Annotated in this window: 20 protein-coding genes; 15 read left to right on the plus strand and 5 right to left on the minus strand. The window is 70.4% G+C overall.

Features of this window, described 5'->3' with window-relative positions; genetic code table 11:
• Window positions 1-20 precede the first annotated feature (20 nt).
• Window positions 21-818, minus strand: a complete 798-nt coding sequence (locus LK409_RS02565; RefSeq protein ID WP_010926058.1) for an IclR family transcriptional regulator — start codon at window positions 816-818, stop codon at window positions 21-23.
• Window positions 819-1,069: 251 nt separating this feature from the next.
• Here LK409_RS02565 and LK409_RS02570 point away from each other — a divergent pair, with 251 nt between their 5' ends.
• The 9 genes from LK409_RS02570 to LK409_RS02610 are packed head-to-tail and all read left to right on the plus strand — an operon-like array spanning window position 1,070 to window position 9,225.
• Entirely contained in the window at window positions 1,070-2,284 is a 1,215-nt protein-coding gene (locus tag LK409_RS02570) for an ABC transporter substrate-binding protein (RefSeq protein WP_003808975.1), read from the plus strand.
• Window positions 2,281-2,760: a MaoC family dehydratase gene (locus tag LK409_RS02575; protein WP_010927766.1), complete on the plus strand. Its 480-nt coding sequence runs from the start codon at window positions 2,281-2,283 to the stop codon at window positions 2,758-2,760. Before LK409_RS02570 ends, LK409_RS02575 begins: the two co-directional genes overlap by 4 nt.
• 16 nt (window positions 2,761-2,776) lie before the next feature.
• Window positions 2,777-4,408: an acyl-CoA synthetase gene (locus tag LK409_RS02580; protein ID WP_003808977.1), complete on the plus strand. Its 1,632-nt coding sequence runs from the start codon at window positions 2,777-2,779 to the stop codon at window positions 4,406-4,408.
• Window positions 4,409-4,438: 30 nt separating this feature from the next.
• Window positions 4,439-4,831, plus strand: coding sequence for a RidA family protein (locus LK409_RS02585; RefSeq protein ID WP_003808978.1), 393 nt, complete (start codon window positions 4,439-4,441; stop codon window positions 4,829-4,831).
• On the plus strand, window positions 4,825-5,691 hold the full coding sequence (locus tag LK409_RS02590) for a branched-chain amino acid ABC transporter permease (RefSeq protein ID WP_041937120.1): 867 nt from the start codon (window positions 4,825-4,827) through the stop codon (window positions 5,689-5,691). The genes LK409_RS02585 and LK409_RS02590 overlap by 7 nt, the downstream gene beginning before the upstream one ends.
• Before the next feature lie 3 nt (window positions 5,692-5,694).
• On the plus strand, window positions 5,695-6,657 hold the full coding sequence (locus tag LK409_RS02595) for a branched-chain amino acid ABC transporter permease (RefSeq protein ID WP_010927768.1): 963 nt from the start codon (window positions 5,695-5,697) through the stop codon (window positions 6,655-6,657).
• Complete coding sequence (locus LK409_RS02600) at window positions 6,654-7,442, plus strand: ABC transporter ATP-binding protein (protein WP_010926060.1); 789 nt, start codon at window positions 6,654-6,656, stop codon at window positions 7,440-7,442. Before LK409_RS02595 ends, LK409_RS02600 begins: the two co-directional genes overlap by 4 nt.
• Window positions 7,435-8,124 carry an ABC transporter ATP-binding protein gene (locus LK409_RS02605; protein ID WP_010927769.1) on the plus strand — a complete coding sequence of 230 codons (690 nt, stop codon included), beginning with the start codon at window positions 7,435-7,437 and terminating at the stop codon, window positions 8,122-8,124. The genes LK409_RS02600 and LK409_RS02605 overlap by 8 nt, the downstream gene beginning before the upstream one ends.
• Window positions 8,125-8,142: 18 nt before the next feature.
• A complete protein-coding gene (locus LK409_RS02610; protein ID WP_003808988.1) occupies window positions 8,143-9,225 on the plus strand; it encodes an NADH:flavin oxidoreductase/NADH oxidase in 1,083 nt (360 codons plus the stop codon).
• A 10-nt stretch (window positions 9,226-9,235) separates the two neighbouring features.
• On the opposite strand, the gene LK409_RS02615 is transcribed toward LK409_RS02610, so the two are convergent.
• Window positions 9,236-10,105 carry a LysR family transcriptional regulator gene (locus LK409_RS02615; RefSeq protein ID WP_033447715.1) on the minus strand — a complete coding sequence of 290 codons (870 nt, stop codon included), beginning with the start codon at window positions 10,103-10,105 and terminating at the stop codon, window positions 9,236-9,238.
• Window positions 10,106-10,175: 70 nt separating this feature from the next.
• On the opposite strand from LK409_RS02615, the gene LK409_RS02620 reads away from it, so the two are divergent.
• The 3 genes from LK409_RS02620 to LK409_RS02630 are packed head-to-tail and all read left to right on the plus strand — an operon-like array spanning window position 10,176 to window position 12,599.
• The gene (locus tag LK409_RS02620; protein ID WP_010926062.1) at window positions 10,176-10,871 is read left to right on the plus strand and encodes an ankyrin repeat domain-containing protein; all 696 of its coding nucleotides are present in this window, start codon (window positions 10,176-10,178) and stop codon (window positions 10,869-10,871) included.
• The gene (locus tag LK409_RS02625) at window positions 10,861-11,370 is read left to right on the plus strand and encodes a nucleoside deaminase (protein WP_003808993.1); all 510 of its coding nucleotides are present in this window, start codon (window positions 10,861-10,863) and stop codon (window positions 11,368-11,370) included. Before LK409_RS02620 ends, LK409_RS02625 begins: the two co-directional genes overlap by 11 nt.
• Window positions 11,367-12,599, plus strand: coding sequence for a cyanate transporter (locus tag LK409_RS02630; RefSeq protein ID WP_059565460.1), 1,233 nt, complete (start codon window positions 11,367-11,369; stop codon window positions 12,597-12,599). Before LK409_RS02625 ends, LK409_RS02630 begins: the two co-directional genes overlap by 4 nt.
• 46 nt (window positions 12,600-12,645) lie before the next feature.
• On the opposite strand, the gene LK409_RS02635 is transcribed toward LK409_RS02630, so the two are convergent.
• On the minus strand, window positions 12,646-13,347 hold the full coding sequence (locus LK409_RS02635) for a riboflavin synthase (RefSeq protein ID WP_003809002.1): 702 nt from the start codon (window positions 13,345-13,347) through the stop codon (window positions 12,646-12,648).
• 312 nt (window positions 13,348-13,659) lie between these two features.
• Between LK409_RS02635 and LK409_RS02640 the strand changes: the two genes are divergently transcribed.
• Both LK409_RS02640 and LK409_RS02645 read left to right on the plus strand, forming a co-directional pair.
• Window positions 13,660-14,649, plus strand: coding sequence for a Bug family tripartite tricarboxylate transporter substrate binding protein (locus LK409_RS02640; RefSeq protein WP_041937122.1), 990 nt, complete (start codon window positions 13,660-13,662; stop codon window positions 14,647-14,649).
• 100 nt (window positions 14,650-14,749) lie between these two features.
• Window positions 14,750-15,211: an Lrp/AsnC family transcriptional regulator gene (locus LK409_RS02645; protein ID WP_003809010.1), complete on the plus strand. Its 462-nt coding sequence runs from the start codon at window positions 14,750-14,752 to the stop codon at window positions 15,209-15,211.
• Window positions 15,212-15,226: 15 nt separating this feature from the next.
• On the opposite strand, the gene LK409_RS02650 is transcribed toward LK409_RS02645, so the two are convergent.
• Together LK409_RS02650 and LK409_RS02655 are read right to left on the minus strand one after the other, a co-directional pair.
• Window positions 15,227-15,775, minus strand: a complete 549-nt coding sequence (locus tag LK409_RS02650) for a cysteine dioxygenase family protein (protein WP_003809012.1) — start codon at window positions 15,773-15,775, stop codon at window positions 15,227-15,229.
• 141 nt (window positions 15,776-15,916) lie between these two features.
• Window positions 15,917-17,407 (minus strand): class I adenylate-forming enzyme family protein, encoded by a 1,491-nt coding sequence (locus LK409_RS02655; RefSeq protein WP_010927771.1) that lies wholly within the window; start codon window positions 17,405-17,407, stop codon window positions 15,917-15,919.
• A 105-nt stretch (window positions 17,408-17,512) separates the two neighbouring features.
• Between LK409_RS02655 and LK409_RS02660 the strand changes: the two genes are divergently transcribed.
• Window positions 17,513-18,607: a M14 family metallopeptidase gene (locus tag LK409_RS02660; RefSeq protein ID WP_010927772.1), complete on the plus strand. Its 1,095-nt coding sequence runs from the start codon at window positions 17,513-17,515 to the stop codon at window positions 18,605-18,607.

Below are 18,607 nucleotides of genomic sequence, written 5' to 3' on the forward strand. Positions count from 1 at the left end.
GTCCGCGCGGCGCCGCCGCTTCAGGACAGGCCGGCGGCGCGCGCGCTTTCGGCCGACAAGCCGGCCGACAGGCCGCTGGCCATGCGCGCCGCGTAGGCCATCATGCGCTCGGCGGCGCGTTCCACGCCCAGCGCCATGACCCGGTTCATCGGGCCGGTCAGGCCCAGGCTGTACAGCCCGGCCGCGCCGCCCACCTCGATGGGCACGGCCACGGCCGCCAGCCCCTCGTCGATTTCGCCGATGCAGGTCGCCACGCCCGACTGGCGGATCGCCGCGTATTCCTCCAGCAAGCGCTCCTTGGACAGATTGGTCTGCGGCGTCAGCCTCTCGAACGGCTCGCGCAAGGCGCGCTTGAGCGTGGCGGCGTCCTGGAAGGCCAGGATGGCCTTGGCCGAGGCGGCCGCGTTGGGGTGCATTTCGTAGCCCGGCAGGATGAAGCCGCGCCAGGGCGTCTCGGGGGCCTCGAACGCGATCGTGCGCACCGAGGCGCCTTCGAGCCGCGCCACGAAAGCGGTTTCGCCCATCTCCTGGGTCAGCTCGCGCAGGAAGGGCCGCAGGATGGCCACCACCCATTGCGCGTCGGCGCTCATGAACGCCAGCTTGCGCAGGCGCGGGCCGGTCACGTAGGTGGCCGAGCCGGGACTGCTGGTGGCGGCCAGCTCCAGTTCCTGCAGGGTCTTGATCAGGCGGTGCGCGCTGGCCTTGGGCAGCTCGATCATCGCCGACAGTTCGCTCAGCGCCAGGCCGTCCGGGAACGCGGTCAGCAGTTCCAGCATGCGGATATAGCGTTCGAGCGGGGGAAGTTTCTCTGTAGCCATGGGTTCGGATAGGAACGCCCGCGCGGGCGGGCCGGAAGGGTTCTGGTCTGGCCGCGCAGCGTACCCCTTCTGGGGCGGCATTGGTGCAAACACCAATGTTCTCACGTCGGCTCTGTTCTTATCATAATCGAAAATAGAGACAAAGTTCCGAAAATCGAGACTTATTTTTCAGGGAGCGGCCCGGCCGGACGCACCTGGTTTTCGAAGCGCAACCCATGCGCCGCCCGCGGCGCCACCCTAGCGAGGACCTTATGCTTCCCACTTCCCTCATGCGCCGCCTGGCGCTCGTTGCCCTGCCGCTGGCCCTGTCGGCCGGCATGGCGCCCGCCGCCGCCGAACCCGGCGTGACCGCCGACAGCCTCAAGATCGGCATCCTGGGCAGCCTGACCGGCCCGTTCGCCATCTTCGGCTCGGGCAACCTGGCCGGCGCCACGCTGGCCTTCGAGCAGGCCAACGCCGCCGGCGGCATCCACGGCCGCAAGCTGGAGTGGCTGTCGCTGGACGACGAGTCCTCGCCGCCCAAGGGCATCGCGGCCTACAAGCGGCTGGTCGGCCCCGAGCAGGTGTTCGCCGTGTTCGGCCCGTCGGCCAGCGCCGTGGGCCAGGCCATGGTGCAGACCTTCAAGACCTCGACCACGCCGACGTTCATCTCGGTGTTCTCCACGCCCATCGTCACCGACCCGCCGCTGCCCAATGTGTTTCGCACCGGGCCGATGAACGACCGCGAGCAGGGCGTGGCCATCGCCAACTACGCGCTCGACCACCTCAAGGCCAAGCGCGTGGCGCTGATCCGCCAGTCGGACGAGTACGGCAAGAGCGGCGGCGAAAGCGTGCTGCAGCGCCTGAAGGCGCGCGGCGCCGAGCCCGTGGCGCTGGAAGTGTTCAACGTGTACGACACCGACTTCAACGCGCAGCTGACCAAGATCGCCGCGGCCAGGCCCGACGTGCTGGTGGTGTACGGCTATCCCAACCCCTCGGCCATCATCACGCGCCAGGCGCGCCAGCTGGGCGTGGAGGGCGTCGTCCTGGGCTCGAACTCGGCCGGCAGCCGCAAGTATCCGGAGATCGTCGGCAAGGCCGCGGCCGGCACGCAGAACATCATGACGCTGGAGATCCTGCCCGAGTCGTCCAGCACGCCGCAGGCGCAGGCCTTCCGCGAGGCGTTCGTGGCGCGCTTCCCGGACCTGGCGCGTCAGGGGCGTCCGGACCTGGGCGACGCGCTCGGCTACGGCGGCGCGCTGGCGTTCCTGGAAGGCATCAAGCGCGCCGGCGCGCAGCCCACGCAGCAGGGCCTGGTCAAGGCGCTGGAGTCGCTGCAGGGCTTCGAGACCGGCATCACGCTGCCCACCACCTTCGGTCCCGGCGTGCGCGAGGGCAACCGCGCCACGCGCATCGTGGAGGTCGGCGACGATCTGTCGCGCAGCATCCTGCCCATCGTGGTCAGCGTCGATGGCGTGAAGCAATGAACACGGCCGGCCAAGGCGGGCAATCCGCCCAGCTGTACGGCGTGGACCTGCGTCCCGGGCTGGCCAGCCATGGCTCGCCCGCGACCATCACCCGCACCGAGAACCTCGGCTTCGCCGCGCTCACCGGCGACAGCCATCCCATCCACTACGACGAGGCGTTCGCGGCGCGCACGCGCCATGGACGCTGCGTGGTGCACGGGCTGCTGCTGGCCTCGCTGGGCGCGTTCGGCGCCACGCCGCTGTCGCGCCGGATCGAGGACGCCATGGTCGCCTTCGTCGACAGCCAGTTCTCCTTCCTGAAGCCGGTCTTCATCGGCGATACCGTCACCAGCCATTTCGAGGTGGCGCAGGTCGAGCACAAGCCGGCGCGCAACCTGTCGCTGCTGCGCTTCGACATGTGGCTGACCAACGATGCGGGCGACACCGTCATGCAAGGCAAGCACACGTACCTGGTCCGGATGCAACCGGACACCTGACAGAGGATCACCAAGCATGACTCCCGAATACACCGCCGCGCTGGAACGGTTCGACTGGCGCGCGGTACGCGGCGCGCTGGGCTGGGGCGAAGCCCACGCCGTGGACCTGGCGCACGCCATCATCGACCGCCACCGCGCCAGCGGGCGCACGGCGCTGGTCTTCATCGACCAGCAGGGCCGCGAGTCGCGCCACTCGTACGCGGAACTGGCCGAGCAAAGCGACCGCGCCGCCAACCTGCTGGCCCGGCTGGGCGTGCGGCCGGGCGACCGCGTGGCCGGCTTGCTGCCGCGCGGCCCGGAAATCCTGGTTGCGATGTTGGCGGCCATCAAGATCGGCGCGATCTACGTACCCATCTTCACCGGTTTCAAGCGCGACGCCATCGAATACCGCCTGGGCCACAGCGGCGCGCGCGTGGTCTTCACCCACGCGGCGCTGCGCGGCCAGTTGCCGGCCGTGCTGCCGGGCCAGGCGCGCTGCGTGACCGTGGCGGCAGGCGCCGCCGACACGGCCGCAGGCGATATCGATTTCGCCGCGGCGCTGCGCGAGGCCGAGCCGCGCTTCGCGGCGCAGCCGCGCGAGCGCGAGGACATCGCCGCGCTGATCTATACCTCGGGCTCGACCGGCCGGCCCAAGGGCGGCGCCATCGCGGTCAACTTCCTGGCCGCGGTCTGGCCCTACCTGACCTACGGCGCGGACATGCGCGCCGACGACGTGGTCTGGCCCACCGGCGATCCGGGCTGGGGATACGGCTTCGTGTGCTACCTGGGCGCGCTGGCCATGGGGGCCACCATTGTGTCGCTGGCGGCCAATCCGACGCCCGAGGTGTGCCTGGATGTGCTGGCGCGCCAGCGGGTCAGCAACTTCGCGACCACGCCTACCCTGTTGCGCGGCGTGATGGCGCTGGGCATGGACGCCGTGCGCGCGCGGCCCAACGCGGTGCGCGCCATATCCAGCTGCGGCGAACCGCTCAACGGCGAGGTGGTGGAATTCTTCCAGCAGGCCTGGGGCCGCACGCCGATGGATCATTTCGGCGCCACCGAATACGGCCTGCCGGTGGGCAACTTCAATGCGGTCGCGGTGCCGGCCAAGGCCGGCTCCATGGGCCTGCCGTTTCCCGGCTACGAGATCGCCGTGCTGGACGACGCCGGCCAGCCGCTGGCCGGCGCGCACGCCAGCGGCTGGCTGGCCAAGCGCCGCAGCGCCGACCGGCTGTATTGGAGCCATTACTGGGACGACGCCGGCGCCACCGCGGAGCTGGAGCGCGGCGAGTGGATCGTCACCGGCGACCTGGCGCATCGCGACGCCGAGGGCTACTACTGGTTCGACGGCCGCGCCGGCGACATGATCAAGAGCGCGGGCTATCGCATCGGCCCGTTCGAAGTCGAGAGCGCCCTGCTGGCCCACGGGGCCGTGGCCGAGGCGGCCGTGGTCGGCGTGCCCGACGCCCTGCGCGGCGAACTGGTCAAGGCCTACATCGTGCTGCTGCCCGGCCATGCGGCCAGCCCGCGGCTGGCCGAGGAGATCCAGTTGTTCGTCAAGACCCACTGCGGCGCGCACCTGTACCCGCGCATCGTCGAGTTCGTGCCCGACCTGCCCAAGACCGACACCGGCAAGATCCAGCGCTTCGCGTTGCGCCAGCGCGCCTAGGGCCTTGCAACCACTACGAGGAAATCCAGCATGTCCAGAATCGAAGCCATCGTTCCCTATCCCTGGCATCCCGGCTACACGTACTCGCCGGCGGTACGCATCGGCAATACCGTCTACCTGTCGGGCACCACCGCGACCGACGAGCAGGGCAACCTGGTCGGCCCGGGCGACATCGAAGCCCAGACCCGGCAGATCTACCGCAAGTTCGACCTCATCATGCGCAGCGTGGGCGGGTCGCTGCGCGACATCGTCGAGACCACCGACTACGTGCTGTCGCTGGACGAGTACCGCAAGACCGCGCGCGTGCGCCGCGAAGTGTTCGGCGATCCCTGGCCGGCGGCCACCGGGGTCGTGGTGGCCGGCCTCATCCGCCCCGACGCGCTGATCGAGATCAAGGCCATCGGAGTGCTGCCATCATGTTGATGCAAATCCTGATCGGCTCGCTCACGGCCGGCGCGGTCTACGCGCTGGTCGCGCTCGGGTTCGTGCTGATCTACAAGGGCACCGGCGTGGTGCACTTCGGCTACGGCGAGCAGCTGACCTTCGGCGCCTACATGGCGCTGATCGGACAGTCGCTGCTGGGGCTGCCGTTCGGCCTGGCGCTGTTGTTCGCGCTGGCGGCCTCGGCGCTGCTGGGCTGGCTGATCTTCGGCCTGTTCGCCGGGCCGCTGCGCCACGCCACGCTGTGGACCCGCATCATCGCCACCCTGGCCATCGGCATCACGCTGCGCGAGGGGTTGCGGGCCTACATGGGGCCGACGGCCTGGCCGTTTCCGTTCCTGCTGTCGCAGCAGGCCTTCGAGGTGGGCGGCATCTACCTGGTGCCGGCCAACCTCGCGATCGCCGGCATCGCGGTGCTGATCCTGGCCGCCCTGTTCCTGTTCCTGGAGCGCACCCTGCGCGGCAAGGCCATCCTGTCGGCCTGCGAGAACCGCACCGGCGCCAGCCTGGTCGGCATCCGCGTCTCGCGCGTGTACCTGACCATCTGGATCCTGGCCTCGCTGCTGGCGGCGGTGGCCGGCATCCTGATCGCGCCGCAGCTCACCCTCTCGCCCGACATGGGCATCATCGCCATCAAGGGCTTCACGGCGGCGGTGATCGGCGGCTTTGCCAGCCTGCCCGGCGCGGTGCTGGGCGGCCTGCTGCTGGGCGTGCTCGAAGGCCTGGCCGGCGCGTACGTGTCCAGCGCCATGAAGGACGTCATCAGCTACGCCGTGCTCATCCTGGTGATGCTGCTGATGCCGCACGGGCTGTTTGGAAAACTCATCGTCAAAAAGGTGTAGAACATGCTTGCGAAAAAACTGCTGGCGTACGCCGCGGCCGCGTTGCTGTTCGGCCTGGCCTATCGATACCTGCCCGAGTACCAGCTCTACCAGGTCAGCCTGATCGCCGCCACGGCCATCATCGTGCTGGGCCTGGTCGTGGTGTGCGGCATCGCGGGCCAGATTTCGCTGGGCCAGGCCGCCTTCGTGGCGCTGGGCGGCTATGGCGCCGCCATCCTGGCCACGCGCCTGGGCGTGCCGCTTTACGCGGGCATACCGCTGGCGGCCGCGATATGCGCGCTGCTGGGCTACCTGCTGGGCCTGGCCACGCTGCGCGTGTCGGGCCACTACCTGGCGCTGGCCACCATGGCGGTGACGGCCATCGTGCAGCTGGCCGTCATCAACCTCGACGACCTGACCGGCGGCGCGGCGGGCATGCCCATGCCGCCGCTGGAGATCGCCGGCCATGTGCTGGACAACGGCGCCTCGCTGTACCTGGTGATCGTGCCGGTGTTCGCGCTGTCGTATGCGCTGGTGCGCAACCTCATGCGCTCGCGCATCGGGCGCGCCTTCGGCGCGGTGCGCCAGGGCGAGATCGCGGCGGCCGCGATGGGCGTGAACGTGCTGCACTACAAGGCCAGCGCGTTTGCCGCCAGCGGGTTCCTCGGCGCGCTGGGCGGCGGGCTGCTGGGCGCGCTGTCGTCCTATCTCGATCCGTCGCAGTACGGCATCACGCAGACGGTGTATTACCTGGCCATCGCGGTGGTGGGCGGCATGGCCAGCCCGCTGGGCGCGCTGATCGGCAGCGCCATCTTCGTGTTCATCCCCGAAGTGCTGCAGGGCCTGCAATCGTACCTGGGCCTGGTGTTCGCGCTCCTGCTGCTGGCCTTCATCATGCTGCGCCCGGCCGGGCTGGCCAGTTTCATCGTGCGCCCGCGCCCCGCGCCGGCCGCGCTTTCCACCGCGCCCGGGGAGGCGACCAAATGACCCATCCCATTCTCGAGGTGGCGCGCGTCACGATGCGCTTTGGCGGCATCGTGGCCCTCAACGACGTCAGCCTGCAGGTGCGCCAGGGCGACATCCACGCGGTCATCGGCCCCAACGGCGCGGGCAAGAGCACGCTGCTCAACGTCATCACCGGCATCTACCGTCCGACCTCGGGCGCGGTGCGCCTGCAGGGCGGGCAGCTCGATCGCCTGCCGCCGCATCGCATCTGCCGCCTGGGCGTGTGCCGCACCTTCCAGAACACCGAGCTGTTCGGCGAGATGTCGGCGCTGGAGAACGTGCAGGTGGGTTTGCACCTGGCGCCGCCCTACGGCATGGCCGGCGCGCTGCTGCACGGCCCGCGCTACGCGCGCGGCGAGCGCGCCCTGCGCGCGCAGGCCATGGAGCTGCTGGAGCTGGTCGGGCTGGCGCAGGACGGCGACACGCCGGCCGCCGCGCTGCCGTTCGGCAAGCAGCGCCGGCTGGAGGTGGCGCGCGCGCTGGCCACCGGGCCCAGCCTGCTGCTGCTGGACGAACCGGCGGCGGGCCTGCGCGCCGCCGAGATCGAAGGACTCAACGACATCCTGCTGCGCGTGCGCCGCGAGCGCGGCCTGTCCATCCTGGTGATCGACCACGTCATGGCGCTGGTGATGAAGATCTCCGACCGCATCACGGTGCTGAACTTCGGCCAGAAGATCGCCGAGGGCCGGCCCGAGGAAGTGCGCCGGTCGCCGGCGGTCATCAAGGCTTATCTTGGGGAAAGGGGGCGCGATGCTGTCCTTGCATAACGTAGACGCCGGGTACGGCGGCAAGACTGTCCTGAAGTCGGTCAGCCTGACGGTGCCGCAGGGCGCCATCGTGACCCTGCTGGGGGCCAACGGCGCGGGCAAGAGCACCACGCTCAAGGTCATCGTGGGCCTGGTGCAGCCCACGGCCGGTGCGATCGAGCTCGATGGCGCGCCCATGCCCAACCGGCGCGCCGACCAGGCGCTGGCCGCCGGCGTGGCGCTGGTGGCCGAGCAGCGCGAGCTGTTCCCCAGCATGAGCGTGGCCGACAACCTGCTGCTGGGCGGCTACCTGCAGCGCGACCGGGCGCAGGCGCGGCGCGACTACGAGTCGCTGCTGGACCAGTTTCCGCGCCTGCGCGAACGCGCGGCGCAGCCGGCCCGCACGCTGTCCGGCGGCGAGCAGCAGATGCTGGCGATCGCCCGCGCGCTGATGGCGCGGCCCAGGCTGCTGCTGCTCGACGAGCCTTCGCTGGGCCTGGCGCCGCAACTGGTGGACGACATGTTCCGCATCATCCGCCAGATCAACGCCAACGGCACCACCATCCTGCTGGTGGAGCAGAACGTGGCGCTGGCGCTGGACGCGGCATCGTACGGGTACGTCATGGAGACCGGCGCGATCACGCTGGCGGGGCCGGCCGCCGAGCTGGCGCATTCCGAGGCCATACGCGCCTCCTATCTCTGATTTCGCCCGGAGGAAAGCATGTCGGCATTGTTCTCTGCCTTGCAGATCGGCGCCCTGGAGCTGCCCAACCGTATCGTGGTGTCGCCCATGTGCCAATACTCGGCGCGCGAGGGCCAGGCCAACGAGTGGCATATGCAGCATCTGATGCAACTGGCCCTGTCGGGCGCCGGCCTGGTGATGGTCGAGGCCACCGCGGTCGAGCCGCGCGGGCGCATCAGCCACGGCTGCCTGGGCCTGTATTCCGACGCGACCGAGGCGGCGCTGGCGCGGGTGCTGGCCGCCGCGCGCGCCGTGGCCGCGCCGCAGGCGCGCCTGGGCATCCAGCTGGCCCATGCCGGGCGCAAGGGGGCGGCCGATGCGCCCTGGCTGGGCGGCCGGCCCCTGGCGCCGCAAGCCGGCGCCTGGCGCTGCGTGGCGCCGTCGGCCACGCCGTTCGCCGAGGGCTGGCCGACGCCGCAGGCGCTGGACGAGGAGGGCATCGCCGGCGTGATCGAGGCCTTCGGCGCGGCGGCGCGGCGCGCGGCCCGGCTGGGGTTCGACGTGGTCGAGCTGCACGCCGGGCACGGCTACCTGCTGCACCAGTTCCAGTCGCCGCTGGCCAATGCGCGCACCGACGCCTGGGGCGGGACGGCGGCCGGGCGCCAGCGCCTGGCGCTGGCGGTGGCGCGACGCATGCGCGAGGCCCTGCCGGCCGGCTGCGTGCTGGGCGCGCGCATCACCGGCACCGACTGGCTGCCCGGCGGCCTGGACATCGAGGATGCGGTGTCGCTGGCCGGCCAGCTGCGCCAGGCCGGCGTGGACTATGTGTGCGTGACCAGCGGTTTCGTGGTGCGCGGGGCGCGCATTCCGTTCGGCCCCGGCTACCAGGCCGGCCTGGCCGAGCAAGTGCGCCGCCGCACCGGCATGCCGGTGCGCGCGGTCGGCGGCATCGCCGATCCGCGCCAGGCGCAGGCCATCATCGAGACGGGGCAGGCCGACCAGGTGGCGCTGGCGCGCGCGTTCCTGGCCGATCCGCGCTGGGTGTGGCGGGCCGCCGAGACCTTGGGCGCGCCGGCCTATTATGCGCCGCAGTACCGGCTGGGCGCCGGGCTGCGGGCCTAGCGCGCCGGCATCAGGCCTGGTTCATGGCCGCGGCGCGCCGCCCGCAATGGGCGGCCAGGGCGTCGCGCAGGTCGCGTCCGGCCGCGCCCAGCCGGGCGCGTGCGTACAGCCCCAGCTGCAGGCCGTCGACCGCCGGGAAACCGTCGCGCTTGCGCAGCACCCGCAGCTCGCCGCCGGCGCTGGCCGCCGGCAGCAGGCTTACGCCCAGTCCGGCGCCGACCGCCGCCACCAGGCCGGCCAGGCTGGTGCTGGCGTAGCGGATATGCCAGGGCCGGCCGCTGGCTTCCAGCGTGCGCGTCATCTCCTGGCGGTACAGCGCGCCGGCCGGGAACACCGCCAGCGGCACCGCCTCGCCGGCGGGCAGGGTGGGGCCGTCGCGCGCGGCCACCCAGCACAGCGGCTCGGGCCAGTGCGCCTGGCAGTCCGCGTCCACCTCCCATTGCTTGACCAGCAGCAGGTCGAGCTCGCCATCGCGGTAGCGCCGCAGCAGCTGGTGGCTCAGGCCGCTGTCGAATTCCAGCCGCAGCAGCGGATAGCGCGCCAGCAGCGGCGCGAGCACGGGCATCAGCGCCGCGCCCATGAAGTCCTCCGGCGCGCCCAGCCGCAGCACGGCGTTGCCCTGGGCCGCGGCCACGCTTTCGCGCGCCTCGTCGGCCAGCCGCAGGATGCTGCGCGCATAGCCCAGCAGGCGCTCGCCTTCCTCGGTGGGCAGCACGTGGCGCTGGCCGCGGTCCAGCAGCCGGCAGCCCAGGTTTTCCTCCAGGCGGATCACGTGCTGGCTGACCGTGGACTGGGTCAGGTGCAGGTGTTCGCTGGCGCGCGTGAAGTTGCCGGTATCCACCACCGTGACGAAGCTGCGCAGCAGTACGGGATCGAGCATCGCGTTTCCCACTGATATTCATTAAACCAATTAATTTCATAATACTTGAACAAACCCCGATACTGGCAGCATGTTCAAGCAAGGAGGATTGGGTATGCCCATCATCCGGTTTTATCGATGCTGGCTGGCCGCGTGTCTGGTGTCGCTGGGCGGCGCGTCCGTGGCGGCCGGCGATGCCGGCCAGGCGCTGCTGCAGGCGGCCGCCGACGGCGACGCGGCGCGCGTGAAGACATTGCTGGCCGGCGGCGCGCCGCTGGAGGCGCGCGACGCGCAAGGCAATACGCCGCTGCTGCGCGCCACGCAGGGCAACCATGCCGAGGCGGCCGGCGCGCTGATCGAGGCCGGCGCCGACGTCAACGCGCAGAACGGCATCCAGGACAGCGCCTACCTGCTGGCCGGCGCGCGCGGCTACCGCGCAATCCTGGCCCTGACCCTGGCGCACGGCGCCGACCTGAAAAGCACCAACCGCTACGGCGGCACGGCGCTCATTCCGGCCTGCGAGCGCGGCCATGTCGAAGTGGTCGACATGCTGCTGCGCGCCGGGGTCGACCCCGACCACGTCAACCGGCTGGGCTGGACCGGCCTGCTCGAAGCCATCATCCTGGGCGACGGCGGCACGCGCCACCAGGCCATCGTGGCGCGCCTGATCGAGGGCGGCGCCGACGTGAACCTGGCCGACGGCGATGGCGTCTCGCCCCTGCGCCACGCCCGCCAGCGCGGCCAGGCCGCCATCGTCCAACTGCTGGAGGCCGCCCATGCGCGCTAATTCGAACTCGAACCCGGGCGCCGCGACGCCGGACGACGACGCCCTGTTGCGCGAAGCGATCGCGCTGGCGCGCGCCAACGCGCGCGCCGGCGGCCGGCCGTTCGGCGCGCTGGTGGCCAAGGACGGCGTGGTGCTGGCGCGCGGCGTCAATCGCATGCTGGCCGACCACGATCCGACCGCGCATGCCGAGTTGCTGGCGCTGCGCGAGGCGGGCAGGGCGCTGCGCTCGGCGCGGCTGGACGGCTGCGTGGTCTACGCCAGCGGCCAGCCTTGCCCGATGTGCCTGGCGGCCATGCGCATGAGCGGCGTGGCGCGCGCGGTCTACGCCTATTCCAACGAGCAGGCCGAGCCCTATGGCCTGTCCACCGCGGCGCTGGCCGCCGAGCTGGCGTTGCCGCCGCAGCGCCAGCCCGGCTTCGCCTTCGAGCACCGGCCCGGCGCCGCCGCGCCGGATGCCGACTTGTACCGCGAGTGGCAGGACGGGCCGCAAGCGCCATGACGGCCCCGCGTTTGGGCGCCGCGCCGCGCGCCTGGGCCATGCTGGCGCTGGTGGCGCTGATCGGCCTGAACCTGCGTCCCTTCCTGACCGGCCCCGGCACGGTGCTGGCCGGCATCGAAGCCGACACCGGGCTGGGCCACCTGGGCGCGTCCATGCTGACCGTGCTGCCCATGCTGCTGATGGGCGTGGGCGCCTTCCTCGCGCCCGCGGTCCAGGCGCGCGTGGGCACGCGGCGCGGCGTGCTGGCCGCGCTGCTGGCGCTGGCCCTGGGGTCGGCGCTGCGGCTGGCGGCCTGGGACGGCGCGCTGCTGGTCGCCACCGCCGCGCTGTGCGGCCTGGGGGTGGCCTACATCCAGGCGGTGTTTCCCGGCGTGATCAAGGACCGTTTTCCCGGCCGCATGGCCGCCGTCATGGGCGTGTATTCGGCCATGATGATGGGCGGCGGCGCGCTCGGCGCGCGGCTGACCTCGCGGCTGGCCGGCGGCGCCGGCGACTCGTGGCGCGCCGCCCTGGCCTGGCTGGCCGTGCCGGCGCTGATCGCCTTCGCCGCGGCCTGGCGTTACCTGGCCGAGACGCCGGCGGCGCGGCGCGATGGCGCGCTGGCCGGCACGCTGCTGCGCCGGCCCCGCACCTGGCTGCTGATCGCGGCGTTCGGACTGGTCAACGGCGGCTATTCGTCGATGGTGGCGTGGCTGGCCCCGGCCGTGCAGGCGCAGGGCTGGAGCATCGCGCAAAGCGGCGACCTGATGGTGGCCATGACCATCGCGCAGGCCGCGGCGGCGCTCACGCTGCCGGCCCTGGCCGCGCGCCGCGCCGACCGCCGGCCGTGGCTGTACGCCACGCTGGCGATGCAGGCGGCGGGCTTTGCCGGCATGGCGTTCTGGCCGACGGCGGCGCCGCTGGCCTGGGCGGTGATCGGCGGCGCCGGCCTGGGCGGCTGCTTCGCCCTGACCTTCATCGCCGCGCTCGATCACTTTTCGCAGGCCGAGCCGGCCGGCGTGCTGGCCGCCCTGATGCAGGGCGGGGGCTTTCTCATCGCGGCGCTGGCGCCGTTCGCGATGGCGGCGCTGCGCGCGGCCACCGGCGGCTTCGCGGCCGGCTGGGCAATGCACCTGGCGTGCGTGGCGATCGCGTGCCTGCTGATCCAGCGGCTCGATCCCGCCAGCTATGCCCAGGTCATGGCGGCGGAGCCTGGCGCGGCAGCGACACGTCGCGCGCCCAGTGCCTGAAGGCGCCGCGGTCGCCCTGGTCCACGGTCCGGCCGGGCGGCTTGCTTTACTTCAGCGCCGGCGGGCGCACGAAGTCTTCCAGGCTCAGGCCCTTCTCCTTGAGGATGGCCTCGAGCACCGGCTGCAGCTTGCCCAGGCTTTCCTGCACGGCTTCGCGCACCGTGTCGACCACCACCTGGGTGCTGCGCTCGATCTCGATGTTCAGCGCATCGCCGGCCTGCTTTTCCTCGAACACCGTCATGCGGCGCGTTTCGGGAATCAGCCAGACCTCGAACCAGCCTTCTTCGCGGTCGACTTCCGAGACGGTCAGGCTGGCGCCGTTGACGGCGATATAGCCCTTGGCGAACACATACTTGCGAAACGCCGGCGGGATGCCGATGCGCAGCACGCGGTTGTTGTCCAGGTTCCGGACGCGTTCGACGGCGGCGGCGAAATCGATATGGCCCGACAGCGGGTGGCCGCCGATCTCGGCGCCGTCCCTGGCGGCGCGCTCGACGTTGACGCGCGCGCCGACCGCATACCCGCCCAGCGTGGTGACGTCCAGGCTTTGCAGCATGACGTCGAAGGTGGCGGTGTCGGCCGATACGATGTGCGTGACGGTCAGGCAGACGCCGTCGACCGATACGCTGGCCCCGATGGCCAGGTCGACGCAGAAACCGGCCGGGAAATCGATGGTGAAGGTGCGCAGGCCTTGCCGGTCGGCGATGCCGGCGATGGTGGCGGTGCCTTGGACGATGCCAGTAAACATACAGCTCCTGATGCGGGCGAGGCGGCGGGGCGCCTGGACAAACGACGAGAGTAACCGACTTCGCCGCCGGCGGCCGGGCGGCCGGCCGGACGTGTCCAGTCCGCCTATAGAGAAAAATAGCCGCACGATATAACGAATAATTGTAATAGATTACCCTACAACCCGGGATATATTAGAAATTAATTCCCGGTTTGGCCGTTTTCGAGCCAGAAGTCGCAAATATATTTTCCTGCGCGACTTCCATAATGCCGGGAACGGGGGCTGATGCTGGCAAGGCGCAGCCATACAACACCTCTAATAAGGGAATTTCCAATGAAGTCCATTCAATCCCGCCTGCTGGCGACCTGGGCCGTGTGCGCCGCCGCGGGCATGCTGGCCGGCCCGGCCGTGGCGAGCGGGGCCGCGTATCCCACCAAGCCCGTGACGATGATCGTGTCGTTCCCGCCGGGCGGCAGCTCGGATTTCTTCACGCGCCTGGTCGCCAACAATCTCAGCAAGATGTGGGGCCAGCCCGTGGTGGTCGAGAACCGGCCCGGCGCCGGCGGCAATATCGGCGCCCAGGCGGGCGCCCACGCGCCGGCCGACGGCTACACGCTCTACATGAGCTCGATCAACACGCACGCCATCAATCCGGGCCTGTACCAGAACCCGGGCTACGACCACATCAAGGACTTCGCGCCGATCTCCGAGATCGCCACCGTGATGAACGTGCTGGTGGTCAATCCGTCGGTGCCGGCCAAAAGCGTCAGCGAACTGCTGGCCTATTTCAAGGCCGACCCGTCCAAGGCGTTCTACGCCAGTCCGGGCGCCGGCACCTCGCCGCACCTGTCGTCCGAACTGTTCAAGCGCATGACGGATACGCCCATCACGCACGTGCCCTACAAGGGCAGCAACGCGGCGCTCACCGATGTGATGGCGGGCATGGTGCCGATGGCGATCGACAATCTTCCCGCCGCCCTGGCGCATATCAAGGCAGGCAAGCTGCGCGCGCTGGCGGTGACCTCGCCCAAGCGCTCGCCCGACCTGCCCGACGTGCCCACGATGGACGAGGCCGGGGTCAAGGGCTACGACGTGACGACCTGGTGGGCGCTGTTCGCGCCGGCCGGCACGCTGCAGCCCATCATCGCCAAGATCAACAAGGACGTGAACGCCTTGCTGGCCCTGCCCGACGTCAAGCAGAGCATCGCCAAGCAGGGCGCCGAGCCGGCGCCGTCCACGCCCGAGGAACTGGCCCGGCTGGTGGAGCAGGAGACCGCGCGCTGGGGCAAGGTCATCAAGGACGCCAAGGTCACCATCGATTGAGCGGTACGGCCGCGGCGGGCGCAGCCGCGCCCGCCGCTCATCCCGGCGCGGACGGCTTCCTTCACGGGAGGCCGCCGCGCCTTTTCATGGCGGTGCGAACATGGATGCCACAGACAGGAAGATCATTGCGATTCTCCAGGAGAACGCGGAGACGCCGATCCAGTCCATTGCGGACCAGGTCAGCCTATCGACCACGCCATGCTGGCGGCGGGTGCAGAAGCTGAAGGAAAGCGGGGTGATCCGGCGCCAGGTTGCGCTGTGCGATCCGGTCGCGCTCAACGTGGGCGTGACGGTCTTCATTTCGGTCAAGACCAACCAGCACTCGCAGGCCTGGCTGGACCGCTTCGCCGACCACGTGACCGACATCCCCGAGGTGGTCGAGTTCTACCGCATGAGCGGCGACATCGACTACCTGATCCGCGTGGTGGTGCCCGATATCTCCACCTACGACACGGTCTACAAGAAGCTGATCCGCATCGCCGACCTGCACGACGTCAGCTCGTCGTTCGCCATGGAGCAGCTCAAGTACACCACCGCGCTGCCCGTCGACTACGCGTCGTAGCGCCGGCGGCCGCCCTCAGGCGGCGCGGGCGATGCGGTTGACGTGGGTGGCGACCCGGTCGCCCTCGACGCCGTAGACGTGCAGCGAGATCGCCGTGCCGGCGCCGACATTGCGCAGCCGGTGGATGGCGTCGAGCCCCGCCAGGCTGGCCACGCAATCGCCCGGCGCGCGCGCGACCACGCGCGTGGCCAGCGCGCACTGGCCGGCCGCGTCCCAATCGTATTGTTCCTCCTGCATGGCGCCGCGCAGCACGGCGTAGGCGCACCAGGTGAAATGGCCGTGCACCGGCGTGCACTGCCCCGGCTGCCAGGCCAGCGCGACGATGCTGAAGCGCCCCAGCGGATGGGCGTAGAGCAGGTGGCGGGCGTAGTGCTCGGCGTTGCCGGCCTGCTGGGCCGGCGTCAGCAGTTCGTCGGGTTCGCGGTAGGCGGCCAGCACGCCGGCTACCGCGGCCGGGGTCTGGGCCGCGCTGGCCGAGGCGACGGCGCGGTCGATGTCGGCCGCCAGGCCGTGCAGGCGTTGCGGCTGCGCGGCGCCGGCAACCGATGTGGCATTGAAGCGCATGTCTCCACCTTATTGATGCGATGGATCCATGCTACGCGCCGGCGCGTGGAAAATAAGTGCCTTCTCGGGCGTGTCCGGGCCCGGAATTGGAATGGGCTGCTCATGGAGCAGCCCATTGCCGATCGGCACGGCCTTCTGGCGCTACGCCTCGGCCTGGGCGCGCAGCGCCAGGGCGCGCCGGTCCACCTTGCTGGTGGCCGCCAGCGGCAGCGACTCGACGAAGAACACGCGGCGCGGATGCTGGTAGGCCGGCGCATTGGCCAGGACGTACGACTTGACGTCCTGTTCCGACAGGCTCATGCCCCGCTGCAGCACCACGAACGCCACCGGCTTGTGGCCCTTGATCTCGTCGGCCACCGGCACCACGCAGGCCTGCATGACGGCGGGCAGGCGCTCGATGACCTGCTCGATCTCGCCCGGGTAGATGTTCTCGCCGCCGCAGTTGAACATGTCGTCGGCGCGGCCGATGAAGTAGTAGCAGCCGTCGCTGTCGCGCCGGAACACGTCGCCCGAGATATACCAGCCGTCCTCGGTCAGGACCTGGCGGGTCTTGTCGGGCAGGTTCAGGTAGCCCAGCATGTTGGCGGGCGTGCGCATCCACAGTTCGCCTTCGTCGGCGTCGCGGCCTTGCGCGTCCACCAGGCGCACTTCCACGTCGGGCAGCACCCAGCCCAGCCCGCCGCCGCCCGGCAGCGCGCGGCCCTGGGTGGGGCCGAAGACGATGGGGCCGGCCTCGGTCGTGCCGTAGCCGCCGGCGATCGCGGCATTGGGGAAGGCGCGCCGCACGGCCTCGTAGAGCTGGTCGGTGGCCGGCGCCGAGCCCATGCGGATATAGCGCATGCGGGCGGTGTCGATCTGCGCCAGCGCCTGTTTTTCCTTGACCACCAGCGCCATCATGGTGGGCACCGAGGTGATCCACGTCACTTCGTGCCGTCCCAGCGCCTCGATGAAGCGATGCGTGTCGAACTGCGGCAGCAGCACGATGCTGGCGTGGGCGGCCAGCGCGAACTTGCAGTTGGCCAGCGCGTTCATGTGGAACATCGGCGCGGCCACGATGAAGCGCTCGTTGTCGAAGTCCTTGCGGTTCAGGAAGCGCGAGCGGATGGTCCAGAGCTGGCCGTCGTGCGACAGCTGCACGCCCTTGGGGCGGCCGGTCGAGCCCGAGGTGTAGAGGATCATGGCCGTGGTGCGCGGCGGCGGCGCGTACGTCTCGAACGGACCCGGGTCGAGGAATTCGTCCCATTGCGCGGTGTCCAAGCGCACCGTGTCCAGCCCGGCCGGCGCCAGCGCCGCGCGCGGCTCGTCGACGAAGGCCAGACGCGCCTGGCAGTCCTGCAGCAGGAACGACAGCGTGTCGGGCGCCAGCTTGTAGTTGACCGGCACAGCTACCATGCCCGCGCGCATGATGCCCAGGTAGGCGATCAGGAACTCGGCGCGGTTGATGCCCATCAGGGCGACGGCGTCGCCCGTTTTCAGGCCCTTGCGCAACAGGCCGCGCGCGCAGGCGTTGGCCAGCCGGTCCAGGTCCCCGTGGGTGTAGATCCGCGGCGCCTCGTGGTCGAGGCAGTCGATCAGCGCAATGGCGGCGGGGTTCTTGTTCGGGTCAGTGAGCTGGCCCAGATTCAACGACATGATTTCACCTGTAAACGGTATATCTCGAGCGGGAAAACGAAAAAAAATTCCAGAACCATTCCGTAGAATGGGATTGAATTTGCCAACCCCTATCTAGGAGCCAATGTGCACGCGTCCGATCCTTTCTCCGAAACCTATGCGCAGGCCCGCGCCAAATTCCTGGAGGCGGCGCGCGCCGCCGGGGCCGATATCCATTCGTATTGCCACGATACACAGCGCGGCCCCGACGGTGAAGCGCTGTATCTCGACGTGGCGCGCCTGGGCGGCGCGCAGGCCAGCCGGATGCTGGTGGTGGGCTGCGGCACGCATGGCATCGAAGGCTACAGCGGCTCGGCGGCGCAGACCGACTGGCTGCGCCGTCTCGATCCGTCGCGCCTGCCGCGCGATACCGGCGTGCTGCTGCTGCTGCACGCGCACAACCCGTGGGGGGTCGCGCATGCCTTGCGGTTCACCGAGGAAAACGTCGACCTGAACCGCAACTTCGTCGACTTCAGCCAGCCCCTGCCGCAGAATCCGCGCTACGCCGAGGTGCATGCGCTGATCGCGCGCGACCACTGGGACGAGCAGGACGTCGAGGCGATATTCCGCAAGCTGTCGGATTTCCGCGAATCGGTGGGCGAGCAGGTCTACTCGGATGCCTTCAACGGCGGGCAGTACAGCCACCCGACCGGCATCTTCTATGGCGGCACGCGCCAGCAATGGTCCAACCGCGCCTTGCGCGAGGCCATCGCCACCCATCTGGCCGGCGTGCGCCAGGCCGCCTTCATCGACCTGCACACCGGCATCGGTCCCGAGCGCGGCCACGTGTTCCTGTGTTTCCACGAGGCCGGCAGCCCGGCCTACGAACGGGCGAGGCGCTGGTGGGGCGAGCGCGCGGTCAACCGCGACGGCGTGACGCACAAGGCCGTGGCGCGTTACCAGGGCCTGCTGGTCGATGCCTTCGTGGCCATGCTGCCCGAGGCGGAGACCACGGCGGTGGTGGTGGAGTTCGGCACGCTGCCGCGTCCGCGCATGCAGCGCGCCTCGATGGCGGCGCGCTGGCTGTGGGAGCACCAGGACGCCGACGGCGCGCTGCGCGCCACGCTGATGCGCGACATCCGCGAGGCGTTCTACCCCAGCGCGCCGGACTGGCGCGCCGGGGTGCTGGTGCAATCGCGCGAGATCTTCGACCGCGCCTTGGCGGGACTGGGGCAAGATTAG

Source organism: Bordetella parapertussis, assembly GCF_020735925.1.
Classification (GTDB): domain Bacteria; phylum Pseudomonadota; class Gammaproteobacteria; order Burkholderiales; family Burkholderiaceae_B; genus Bordetella; species Bordetella pertussis.